This window comes from Clostridium beijerinckii (assembly GCF_018223745.1).
GTDB classification, from domain to species: Bacteria; Bacillota; Clostridia; order Clostridiales; family Clostridiaceae; genus Clostridium; species Clostridium beijerinckii.
Map to the genome: position 1 here is coordinate 5,742,767 of NZ_CP073653.1, position 12,240 is coordinate 5,755,006.

Annotated in this window: 13 protein-coding genes; all 13 read right to left on the minus strand. The window is 36.3% G+C overall.

Translation table 11 applies throughout. From position 1 onward, the window contains the following. Positions 1 to 65: 65 nt before the first annotated feature. The 13 genes from KEC93_RS25330 to KEC93_RS25390 all read right to left on the minus strand — a co-directional run bounded on the left by KEC93_RS25330 (position 66) and on the right by KEC93_RS25390 (position 12,223). Positions 66 to 2,639, minus strand: coding sequence for a hypothetical protein (locus KEC93_RS25330; protein ID WP_077869617.1), 2,574 nt, complete (start codon positions 2,637 to 2,639; stop codon positions 66 to 68). A 1-nt stretch (position 2,640) separates the two neighbouring features. Continuing rightward, the gene (locus KEC93_RS25335) at positions 2,641 to 3,738 is read right to left on the minus strand and encodes a siphovirus ReqiPepy6 Gp37-like family protein (protein ID WP_077869616.1); all 1,098 of its coding nucleotides are present in this window, start codon (positions 3,736 to 3,738) and stop codon (positions 2,641 to 2,643) included. 2 nt (positions 3,739 to 3,740) lie between these two features. After that, a complete protein-coding gene (locus KEC93_RS25340) occupies positions 3,741 to 4,607 on the minus strand; it encodes a phage tail family protein (protein ID WP_077869615.1) in 867 nt (288 codons plus the stop codon). 12 nt (positions 4,608 to 4,619) lie between these two features. Then, positions 4,620 to 7,154: a phage tail tape measure protein gene (locus tag KEC93_RS25345; protein ID WP_172462766.1), complete on the minus strand. Its 2,535-nt coding sequence runs from the start codon at positions 7,152 to 7,154 to the stop codon at positions 4,620 to 4,622. A gap of 582 nt (positions 7,155 to 7,736) precedes the next feature. After that, positions 7,737 to 8,078, minus strand: coding sequence for a hypothetical protein (locus tag KEC93_RS25350; protein ID WP_077869613.1), 342 nt, complete (start codon positions 8,076 to 8,078; stop codon positions 7,737 to 7,739). 13 nt (positions 8,079 to 8,091) lie between these two features. Then, complete coding sequence (locus tag KEC93_RS25355; protein ID WP_077869612.1) at positions 8,092 to 8,655, minus strand: major tail protein; 564 nt, start codon at positions 8,653 to 8,655, stop codon at positions 8,092 to 8,094. A gap of 1 nt (position 8,656) precedes the next feature. Further along, positions 8,657 to 8,989: a hypothetical protein gene (locus KEC93_RS25360; protein WP_077869611.1), complete on the minus strand. Its 333-nt coding sequence runs from the start codon at positions 8,987 to 8,989 to the stop codon at positions 8,657 to 8,659. Beyond that, the gene (locus KEC93_RS25365; RefSeq protein ID WP_077869610.1) at positions 8,986 to 9,342 is read right to left on the minus strand and encodes a hypothetical protein; all 357 of its coding nucleotides are present in this window, start codon (positions 9,340 to 9,342) and stop codon (positions 8,986 to 8,988) included. The genes KEC93_RS25360 and KEC93_RS25365 overlap by 4 nt, the downstream gene beginning before the upstream one ends. Further along, positions 9,343 to 9,573 (minus strand): phage head closure protein, encoded by a 231-nt coding sequence (locus KEC93_RS26950; RefSeq protein ID WP_207652962.1) that lies wholly within the window; start codon positions 9,571 to 9,573, stop codon positions 9,343 to 9,345. It lies immediately after the preceding gene. 69 nt (positions 9,574 to 9,642) lie between these two features. Beyond that, on the minus strand, positions 9,643 to 9,912 hold the full coding sequence (locus KEC93_RS25375; RefSeq protein ID WP_077869609.1) for a hypothetical protein: 270 nt from the start codon (positions 9,910 to 9,912) through the stop codon (positions 9,643 to 9,645). A 27-nt stretch (positions 9,913 to 9,939) separates the two neighbouring features. Further along, the gene (locus tag KEC93_RS25380; RefSeq protein WP_077869608.1) at positions 9,940 to 11,307 is read right to left on the minus strand and encodes a phage major capsid protein; all 1,368 of its coding nucleotides are present in this window, start codon (positions 11,305 to 11,307) and stop codon (positions 9,940 to 9,942) included. Beyond that, entirely contained in the window at positions 11,279 to 11,881 is a 603-nt protein-coding gene (locus tag KEC93_RS25385) for an HK97 family phage prohead protease (protein WP_077869607.1), read from the minus strand. The genes KEC93_RS25380 and KEC93_RS25385 overlap by 29 nt, the downstream gene beginning before the upstream one ends. Continuing rightward, entirely contained in the window at positions 11,882 to 12,223 is a 342-nt protein-coding gene (locus KEC93_RS25390) for a phage portal protein (RefSeq protein ID WP_238893304.1), read from the minus strand. Positions 12,224 to 12,240 lie beyond the last annotated feature (17 nt).

Here is a 12,240-nt window from a genome sequence, read left to right on the forward strand (position 1 = left end):
ATTTTATCTAATAAATGTAACCTCATTTTTTTCGTTAGTTCTAATAAATATCATTTTATATCCTCCTAAACTTTAAATTTTAATATATTTCTTGCGTTTGCAAGCATTACAAATTCATTATTTGCATTACCAGCGGCCCCAACAAATCCGCTACCTTCATTGTATAGACCGCCAAATGGATATGATTGTGGAATTGAGGTAACATCACCATCCAATACAGTAACGCCAGTTCCAGTTGCGCTTGATCCACTTCCTTCACTTGTCCCTAACACTATCACTGATCGCCCCGCTGGGCTGAATCCTGCGTTGTATGCGTAACCTATTGACATTTGCGCCCCAGATTCCTTCAATATATAACCACCGTATGAACTTGAAGAACTTGTACTTGACCTAAATGGCTTAAATACATAATCAGTAGTTCCATTTCCTACAAAACCAACTTGATAGATCGAGCTAAGACTGACTTTAGCAACATTCGATCCATCTGATTTATTGGCTTTTGTATAAGATGTAGTACCGTTGTTGAAACTGTCTACTATCCAAATACAGTTTTTAGATAGTCCTATTGAAGTAATAAGACTTCCCCCTGTCGTGGATTGGAAAACACTTGAGATCGTTGAAGAATAAACTAAATTTCCGTTTATATCAAACCTCTGTATATTGGCATCGCGGCTGTACCTTGATACTTTGTAGATGTCTCCGTTGCTATCATCAAGCACGTAACTATAACTTGTTGGAGAATGGGCCAAGCACCTATTTGATCTGTATGTCCAGCCTACAAATTGTAAATTAGTATCATACCAACCTGAATTAGCCCCTCCACCATAGGCGATATTTACCCATAATAAATTTGTCCATCTATCAAACCTTATAAATGGTGCGCTTGTGTCTGATGGCCTAGGCCATGACACTTTTGTTACTACATTTAATTTAGCATCAAATTTTATTAAATCAACTGTGCCATAGTTAGTATTGCAAACCAATAAATATGGACAACCATCATTGTCTATTGCAACACAAGGGGTTGCATATTGATAACTTGTTGTTGATCTATAAAAAGATGTATAAGATCCGCCCAAACTTTCAACTGTTGCAGATCCATCAACCCCAAAAATGCTTTTTCCAGCTACAATATATTGGCTTAATAAGTTTGGATCACCTTTGATTATTTGCGGGCCAGCTGTATATGTATTGGCTGGTATCGTCTGATCCGTTGTTCCTGGTGTTATTGTTGCGGCAGCTTTGGAAGGGATATTCCCCGCCACTTTTACCCCTTTAGTATAGGCACTATATCCATTTAAAATATGGTTTGCTGCTGCGGTTGCATCTGCGCTGTCGATAACGGTTGGACTTCCTGAAACGCCCACGATTTTAACACCAGATTTTATATTATTTGAAACGATATTTGAATCAATTTGAGCGGCTGTGGCAACTATTTCTGGGTAGCCGCTTGTTGTGCTTGTTATATACGCCCCTTGTGGAAATCTGAAGTATCTATTGTTAGGGTAGAACGCACTAACTCCAACACTTACCGCACTTACTGAAGCTGGCTGATTTAGCATAGTTCCAACAATGCCTGTATCATTATCATTGCTAAAAGTTTCATTCGCTAGTACATGAGCTGCAATGGTGTTCCCTTCGGCACTAGCCTTGATAAAAAAACAATCACCCGCCAGATCGTACCAAATTGTAACCGCCTTACCCTTTATCAAATTGGCTGGTGTTGTTGTGTTTGGTTTATATAGCGGCCTTCCATTAACAAGTGTGCTTGTACCATTGTTATTATAAGCAACTCTGAAGCTTTTTGAACTTCCATCAATAAGATCCACACCATTTAATATTATTGCGTTTGAAGATCCCTGGGCCAACTGTAAGACTTGTATACCATCAACCCTATTTGTTAAGTTTCCAGCGATATCGCCATTTAAAGTATTTTTTATTCCTGAAAACCATGAGTTAAAATCATTTGCAAATTGAGTTTCCATAGCATCTATTTGTGATTGTTCTGTTGTTTTAGTAGAATCATACCAAGCTTGAAAATCTGTTTTCTTTTGAGTTGTCCAAGTAGAAAGGTCTGTATCATATTGGCTTTTCTTTTGAGTTAACCAGGTTTGATATTGATTGAATAATGTTGTCGTGTCTACTTGGTCTATAGTTCCATGGACTATCCCACATTTTGAATTATCAAGTCTAAGATCTGTTATATTGGGTTGGCTTATACTTAAAACCCCTTTACCAATATAAATATCAGCTATTCCCAATTCATAGGCGTTCGCATCTCTCTGTAGCTCTGGAGCTGCTGGCGTAGTAGCAAAAGTACCTTTTTTCACTTTTGCATTGATAGCTCTAGTTATAACATCAAATCTTAAAACAACTCTATCAATTCTATTTAGTATTCCATCCGCATTCTCAATATTTAAGGCTAAATCATCATCATTATTATAGTAATAGCCTTTGATCCATGCTTTACCAGGCTTTATGGTTATGGTCATATCACCATTCGATAATGTTTGTAAGTTTGTACTAGGGTTTGGGAAAACTCCATTGCCTATAAAACTTGAAAAATATTCCGCGAAAAAGTCTGCTTTATACTTACGATCTCCGTTAATACTGTTAAAAAATCCACTCTTTTCTGCCATCTTATCCCCTCATTTTCTGCTTTAGTTTATCAATTAAAGTTGGTACATTATTACCAAAAATTATATTAATAGTTTGTCCATTTTGTTCATATACTTCTTCAACTTCTGTGATCCTTGCGTTTATAACTAAATTCCACCTTTTAGAAACACACGTAACAATATCGCCAAGGTTAAAATCTTTTTTATATGCTAAATTTGAATTAACATTAATAGTGCTATCAAAAGTCAGAACTTCTTTTGTTGCTGCAAGCGCTTCATTTCCCTTTTCGATCAATAAATCATGGTAAGCTTGTTCGCTCAAAACATTATTATCTTTATCAACATTGGTTAAGCTCTTTTGATCTGCAAATATTTCAAATCTATCCAGGCCCGCTGAATTTCCAACGGTGGCAAGTTTCCTTTCAGGACCTTCACCGATCCCGCCAATTAGAACCAAATTTTTATAGTTATTCAAACTATCTGTAAATTCTTGACTTAGCACATTTTCAAATTCTTTGCTGAATATGATCCTTGGGTTTACATTCTGGCTTATGCTTCGATCTTGGCCCTTGTATACTTCAAAGATCAAATCTTTATTAACTGGATCAAACTTGATCCTATGGCCTAAATCAGATATATTACTTAGGTTCTTAATTTCTTCAGCCAAGTTTGAATATGATACTTGATAATTGACCGATTCATTGAATCCCTTTAAGCTGCCAAGTGTTAAATTATTTATTATTCTTGATAGATCCATTGGGTTTATACAATTGTGGTCTACTAGCTGCCGCATGGCATTTTCTGTTGTATCGTTTATTATTTCAGTACCCCAAATAATTCGCCTATTTAAATAGCCAGTCAAAAAATAACCCTTTGCAATAATGATCTCTTTGCCTTCTTCATCTTGTTTTAAATTCACATATTCAATGTACGCGGCTTCTGGATCTCCTTTGATATATATAATATTTTCCCTTTTCAATAACGAAAGAATTTCAGGAGTTAGGCCACAATGCAGCTCAAACTCTCCAGCTTCAAAATACTTTCTAACATATCTAAATGATATAAAACCTTCAACTATGCCTTTAAAGGTTAAATTCCTATCAAATATAAGCAACTCCATACTTACACCCCCAAATATTGTGGTGTGTAATATATTGTAACTTCCAGGTTATCAATGAATTGTTCTGCATCATACCTGAATAAATTATCACCTGTAGCCAATTGTAAAAATGTACTTTGAAAATCAATATAATTAAATATGTTTGTAGAAACTCCACCTATAACGCTTTCAAGCTTTTTGTTGCCGAAGCTAGTATTTAAAACAATAACTTCACCTGCTTGCATGGTCCTATTGATCTTTATAAATTCTTGTGTATTAACATTCAATATTGATGGGTTTACAACCGTTGCCAGCGCTCTAAATTCGGCCCTAATACCACAATCAACATCACCATCATTAAATACATCAACGATCAATGATGGCTCTCTGTGCCCTATTTCAACGCCTGTTTCCTCTGGTATTTCAAAATCAAAACCGAAATCACCTTTCCATAAGGCAATTTCAGCTTGTGATTCTGCTATATTCATCCAGAAAGGGTTGCTTGCGGTACAACTTATAAGACATTTATTAACTGTGCCATTAACACTTGTAAAGTATGGAAGTGAATCAATTATACATTTAGTTTTAACTTCTTTTACTGGATCTTTATAGATCAAATATCCTTCACCTAGTCGCGGGTTAAATACTTTATTGATCTTATTTCTATAATCTATTAGATCCGTTTCATTATCAGCAATTATTGCAATTTCAATTGTCTTGTCATTTGATTCAATCGTATTGCCTAAGTAAGTTGATCCATCCTGATTCATGCCTTTATTAGTATAAATATTTACTTTCCCTTTTTCTGAAAAACCAAGCAGCAAAAGCGGTGCGAACTCATTAAAATCAATTCTTTGGCCTAATTTGTTAACATAAGTTAATTTTTTCACTTCTTTTCCTCCTTACAATCCAAATGCTAGTTCTTGCAACGCTCTTTTGTTCTGCTTTGCGGTTTCAGCTGGACTTAATGCTGATGGACTATAGATATTTACAATTTGACTAATTCCGCTGCTGGCTACTTGGCGGCTGCCTGATATTGCAAAATTCGCATTTCCTGAATCAACTGCTGGGATCGCTGCTGCTAGGGCCTTTGCTTGTTTAGCAATGTTCCCAACTGTTGATGCAATACCAATCTCAAACCCTTGGCCAGTATATATCCCTATTTGTTTCATAACCCTTGATGGTGAATGAATATCTAATGAATGTTTTATACCCGCCACAAAATCATCCACAAGGCCGCCCATCCATCCGCTCATATCATCCCAGGCGGTTTTAATTCCATTTCTAAGGCCATCAACTATATTTTTACCAATGTCAAGCATTCTTTCTGGTAAGTTTTCAAAGGTATCAACGATTCCATTAAAAGTATCTTGTGCCCCTTGGGTAGCTTCTGTAAGCATATTACTTCCCCATGTAGTAACGTTAGCAACTGTATTAGTTAACCAATTTTCAACGCTGCCAGGTAATTGAGTGAACCAATTAATAACAGAATTATATGTATTGCTTGCGGCTGCTGTCGCTTCGCTTAGCATATTACTTCCCCATGATTCAATATTAGTAATTGTATTAGTTAACCAGGTCATTATATTTCCAGGTAGTGCGCTAAACCATTGACCAACTGAATCGATCCATTGAGGTACATTTATAGTTAAATAATTAATTACATCTGATCCCCATTTAAATATGGCTCCTACCGCTTCACCTAATCCAAAAGCTATCTTATGTGGCAATTGGGCGAACCATTGCCCCATGGAATCTAACCAAGCTGGTATACTTTTTGTGAAAAAGTCAGTTACTTTGGTCCATCCATCCTGAAAGGTTTGCGGTACTGTAGTTGTAAAAAACAAAGCAAATCCACTAAAAGCGGTTGGAATTGTGTCTGTAAAGAAAGTTATTATTCCATTAAATACAGAAATTGCGGTGGTGCTTATTGCCTCCCATGCTCCAATTATTGCATTTCTAAAACCTTCATTTGTATTCCACAAGTAAACTATAGCTGCAACTAATCCAACTATTGCCGCAACTATTAAACCTATAACATTTGCTTCCATGGCGGTATTTAAAAGATATTGAGTAACTGTCAAAGCTTCTTCAGCTTCTTTTGCGCTCTGGAATCCCAGCACCAGATCATTAATGACGCTCGTTGCTGCGAAAACTTGCATAGCTGTTCCTATCCCAACGATTCCAGCGGCTATTAAACTAGAATTATCCATTATCCAACCCAGACCATCCAACAATGTTGGCAGCGCATTTGTGGCCATATCAGCTATGTTTTTTATTAATTCCCCCAATCCTTGTGACAATGCTTCTATCCCAGCTTTTAGATTGGACTCGGAAAAAGCGTCTGCCATTTGATCTGCTGCATCATTCAAGCTTGGCATAAGCTCCTTTGATATAGGCAATAGTATGCTTGTTTCAATCTGTCTGCCTAATCCTTGCAGCGCTTCGATAGGTGTATTATATTTAACTTGGTTAATTTGATTCATTGAATCGGTTGTCTTATCAAACATGGTCTGCATACTATCAAGGTTTGTAATTACTTTTGGGCCTAGATCTTCCCATTGAGTTCCAAAAAGATCAACCCCAGCGGCACTTTGTTTTACTGGATCATCCATTTTCCTAAGACCTTCAATGATCTGGAAAAAGGCTGCTCTTGCAGTTTCTCCACCCGCACCAAATTTTTTGGCCATTTCATCTGCATTAAGGCCAAGTTTACTGAATCCATCTGCTGTGGTATCAGATCCATCAATAACCCTGATTGATAATTCTTTTACTGCATCCCCTACTTTGTCTAAATTAAAGGCCCCATTTTGCGCTCCAGCTTCAAAAACATCAAGCATATCGTTAGCATCTAAACCAAGCTTTCCAAATTGGACCGAATATTCATTTACACTATCTAACAATTCATCACTATAGTTTAAATTCTCTTGCTGCCCTTGTGCTAATAAATTAAAAGCTTCTTCAGATGTGATCCCAAATTGTTTCATTAGCGCCTGAACTGAACGCATACTTTCAGGGACTTCCACCCCAAAGGTATCTCTAAATGCAATGGCATTTTGTGTTACCCCTTGCAGATCCTCTCCTGTGCCTTGCATATACTGTCTTACGCTTGAAAAACTTTCAGCGGCATCTTCAATGCTTTCGCCAAAATTATTATTATAAACCGCTTCGATCTGGTCATTAAACTTTGCCATTTCTTCATTGGTTGCGCCTGTTTGAGCTTGCAATCCATTTAAAGACTTTTGCCAATCTCCACCAAATGTTATGACTCCGCTTATACCTTCTTTTAGCTTGTCCCATATATCCCCACCAATGGCCATTCCAAAACCGCGCTTGATATATTCACCCATGTTAGCGAATAAACCTTTGCTTTTTTCAACTTCTTCTTCCAGATCCTTGATAGGCTTTTTTAAATCACCACCTGAAGGCGGGTTCATAGCATCCTTGTAAGATGCTTTAAACTTATTTAATGACGTTTCTGTGAACTCTATTTCTCTTTGGAATGCTCTGTATTGTGCTTCGCCTATATCCCCTTTAGCAAATTGCGCTTCGACTTGGCTTTCAGCTTCTTTCAAAGCTTTCAACTTTTGGCTTGTGTTTTCTATTTGTTTGGCCAATAATTCTTGCTTTTGGGCCAATGCTGCTGTGTTTCCTGGATCGAATTTTAATAGCCTTTCAACATCTTTCAGCTCTTTTTGAATATCAATACTTTGCTTTGTAACATCTGACAATGACTTTTGGAGTCCTGTGGTTTCCCCATCCAATTCAATAGTAATTCCTTTAATTCTACTATCTGCCATCTTCTCACCTCACTTTCTAAAAATTATCAAAGTCGGCCTGGTTTGCTGCTCTTGTTTTACTTCTGTTTGGGTTGTTCATTTCAATAAATTCTTCAATGTAATCAAAGCACATACCAATGGTCATAATTTCAAGATCTTCACGCTGGAGATCGCATTTTCTGCATAAAATAACAAATGATTCAGTCGTTAAAACCGAATCATCTGCTGAATTATCATTTTCTATTTTTTTTTACTTTGAATACTTGAAGCAATCAAATCTTGAATCTCTGGGATTATTTGAAATAATGGAAATTCGTCAAAACCATCCAGCCAGGTGATAGGATCTGGAATTGAATTATCAGCGGTCTTTGCTAACACCCATATAATGTTATAAAATATTTCAAAATCTGCATTTTCTAACATTTCAAAATTGTCTTTCGCATCTTTAAACTTATTTAATCTATTCAATTTGATTATTTCTGCAAAATAATCTTTATGGAATTGCGCTTTAAATCTAAGCGGTGTTGCTGCTGTTGATTTAAAAGTGACTTCTTTATTATCAATTGTTATTGTCTTTTCCAATTACGCCACCCCTTTAAGCTGCTACTTTTTCATATACTTTTGAATACCAGCCATTATAGATCTCTGCTGGTGTCATTGTAGTTGTCTTTGTTTTAACCGCAAGATCTGTTGCTCTTGGAGCTGCAACAAAAGTTAACTCACTTGTGTTTGGATCTGCTTTATCTGCCTTTGTACTAGATCCAACTTTTGGTCTTGATGCAGTACAATTATATAGAACGTGTCTTGTTGCCTTTACATCACCATCAAACTCAAATAATAGCGCAAAAGGCTTGCCCACTAAATTTGATCTTTCTGTTAAAACTGCATCTTTTTCGTCTTTAACTTCCCCAAGCGCATCAATTAAAAATTGCTCTGGAATATTTGCAAGGGTCAAGGTCCCATCGTACCCCTGGTTATTTGATGCAGAATAGTATAAAACATTATCCGCATAAAATTCGGTCATATCCCCTCTAGGATCTAGGGCCAATTCAATTCCACCTTCTAGTGCAATCGGTGTATCATAAGTTATAACGCCATTAACAACCGAAAAAGTTGCGTAATGCACATTTGTTAATCCATAAGTAACTTTATTATCCATATTATGTTAACCTCACTTCGTATATTTTTTGATAAATGTTCTCTGTTTCAATGAAAACCTCACCTTCAGATGAATAAGGAATTTCATTAGAATTAAAAAGATCTTCAAGCTTTTTTTCTGCCTGAAGATCTTTGATCTTTGTATATAATTCAATTTGAATGTTATATATCTCTTTATAGACTTTATTATCTGCATACATATGAGCTGAAGGGCCATAAATGTATGTCATAAATGGCGGTTCTGGCGCTGGGTTATCATCTGTGACATTGAAATGTGAATAAAAAACTGGGTAGCCAGTTTCTTGTAATATCTCTATTAATTCAGTTATTATCATTTACGGATCACCCTTTCCACTCCGCTTATATATTCTTCAATTGCTTGATCTTCGGCTGGTTTTATATGTACCTTTGCCGCAACTCTACCCCCATTTACTTTGGCATGGCCTTTTTCTAGTAGATGGGTTAATTGATAATTTGTTCTATTATGAACAATTAATCTCGTGCCTTCTTTTGAAACTGTCCACCCTTTTGCATAAGCTCCTGTATTTTTGGGACTTGTAATTTTCAGGATCTTTGCTGTATTATTTGCGGCTTGCTGCTTGGCTACTTCTAACCCTTCAGTTACTTCGCTTGAATATGCTGCTAAGGCTGCTGCAATTTCTTTGGCCAATCCTTCTATCTTAGACATTTAAACCACCTTTTCACACGTTAGCTCTATTTCTTCAAAATCTGCTGAATAAGTACGAATCACTTTATATCTATTTTCTTCAAACAAAACTTCTCTTTCTCCATTGTATTCATATTTATGAATTACAAATATTATCTCTGGCTTTAGGCCCTGGCTTGCTGCATTATAATATTCATTTCTTCCTATGCTTTTTAAATCACAATATAGATCCGTTTTTATTTCTTCAGGAATTTAATTCATTAATTCATCTTTTTTAAAAGTATGCTTAATCAAAGTTAGTTCGTAATCATACGCCATGATCTAACCCCTTCCAACATGAATAATTAAATTGTGTAATCTATATTGCAAATGCCTTGGCATAGCTGCGTGATCCTTATTCCTGTAGGACCAAGCAACATAATCAACAATAAATAAAAGATGATAAAAGTTCTCATATTCTAAAATCAAACCTTTTTCATCTTCTAACTCTTTTGTTATTCCTTTTATAATTGCAGTAATATAATTATCTCTAATACCAGACTTGATGCCCAATTCTTCTTTTACCAATTGGAGGATCAATTCAATATTCATCCATTACACCTCCTTAAATTTCAATTACTATGGTGTAACAACTTTGTTGGCTTCATCTGGCTTGAATGATGCTGAAAGCGTTGGAGCTGTCCCACCTAAACCAATTAAAACGAAAGCGGATTCCCTTACTGGCTTACCATCATATCTGCCAGTAGCTTTAAATACTGTCTTATCGTCTGTGAATAAAAATTCTGTTGAACTTGCCCCTTTTATGTCCGATCTTTCTGCTAAAAGATACTTTGTAAAATCTCCAACTAAAATGTTATCGTCTGCCATTTCTTCACTAAATACAACTTTGTACCCTACACCTGGGAAGGCTTGGTTGCTTACTGTTACAAATGCCCCAGCCGCATTACTAGCCAATGACATTGGTACAATTGTTCCTAGCCATGTTGATTCATTCATAACTATTGTTATCGGACCTCTGCCCCTTCTACCTCTTTTTATGTTCTTCATAGCTTCAATTATTTTTTCAAATTTTGTATTTGTAGTTGTTAATGTAATAATATTAGTTGCTTTAATACCTGCGTTTGCGTTTATCGCTGGGATAATACCCATTGGCATTTTAGTTCCAGTACCATATAATATAGCTTTATCAAGTGCGATTGCAATTGATTCTTTTAAGCAATCCTCAACGTGTGAAGCTAAATTAATCATAGAATCCTCTATGTATGAGTTATCAAGCGGAATGAATCCTCCTATTTTATAACCATCAACCTCAACATCTGTGAAAAGGCAGCTTAATTCATTAATCTTTCCGACCATTTCTGTCCATACTGCTTCAGGTGCTTCACCAGCTATTATTGCTCTACCCTTTCCAGTTAATTTTGCAACTCTAACAAGATCATATAATACTGAATATCTTCCAAGATCGTCTGTAATTGTATCTAATAATATTTGTGGTATTGTAAGATCAAGGCCAGTTATGCTTCTTTGTTCTATTGCTTGCTTTAAATTAGAATAGAAACTTCTTACTTCTTCTCTGTTTAACCTTTCTATTACTTGTCCTCTTTTAGTAAATTTGTTTGATGCCATCCTTTGTTCTCCCCCTAGGTTTTTATTTCTTTCAATTGCTTCTGGTGCTGGTGTTGGATCTGCTGCTGGTGCTGGTTCATTTACTGGATCTTTTGAATTTAATTTTTCAAGCTCCCCTTCAAGATCTGCAATTTCAGTTTCTAAAGTCGTTTTTTCGCCTTCAAGACTTGCTTTATCTGCATCTAATTGAGATATATTTTCTTCAACTAATGCAATATCTTCATCCGTTTTGGCTTCTTCAACTGCTGCTTCAAGCTCTGCGGTCCTTGTGTTTAATTCTGCTTCTCTTTGCTGCAATTCAGCTAGACTAGCTTTCCTTTGTTCTATCTTTTTAGCTGTTATTAGCTTCTTTAATGCCATAATTTTTTAACCTCACTTTTAAATTATTTTTCTTTTGTAAAATCTGCTTTTCTCTATAAGCTTCAACGCTTTTGTGCCTAGCTTGTACCCCTGTTTCTTCATAGGCTGGAAACGTAACAACGCTAACTTCGTGGAGATCCACTTCAGTAATGGTCCATTTGACGCTCCCATCATCCCGCCACTCTGTTTCTTCAGATATGATATTAAAACCAAAACTACATTGACTTACATCACCACGCTTCACACGCTCATACACATTGACCGCTTCAGAATCGTTTGGATTAATCCTGATCCTTCCCCATAGGCCCCTCGAATCTACTTTTAATTCCAAAGTACCTGACTTGTTTCGGCCCAATACAAGGCGCGTATCATGGTTTATCAAAGCTCTTATATCATTTGATAAAGTGTTATTAAGTGCGGTTGGTGCTATTTCTTCATATGCTCCCAGCCATAACTCTGTTGGCTGATTAAAAACAATGAAATAACCTTCAATATACATTTCATTACTATCAGCGTTATCTCTGGTTTCAAGCGCTATGCTCATGCTCCTTGTTTGTCTTTCAATTCTACTCAATTATTCATCACCTCCTTGCAATTTCTTTTGATCCCCTATCATTCCAGCTGGAATATAGTTTTCAAGGATCACTCTTTCGTCAAGTCCTTCTAATGGTGACATTCCTAGCCAATCTCTAACCTCATTTCCAAGCATTAAACCTCTAACATACATATCACCGCCAACCGCTGCCAGTTCGCTCATATCGTATGAATAAAGACTCCGCGCATTGAATTTAAAATATAGATCTGGACTATATAAAAGTTTCCTTGTTAACTCTTGTTCGATACCCTTGGCCATTGGTAGGATCGTTGCATTAATGAAGTTGTTATATTCTTCTTTGTTGTACGCACCTACGCCCAAAAAAAAAGGCTGGTACT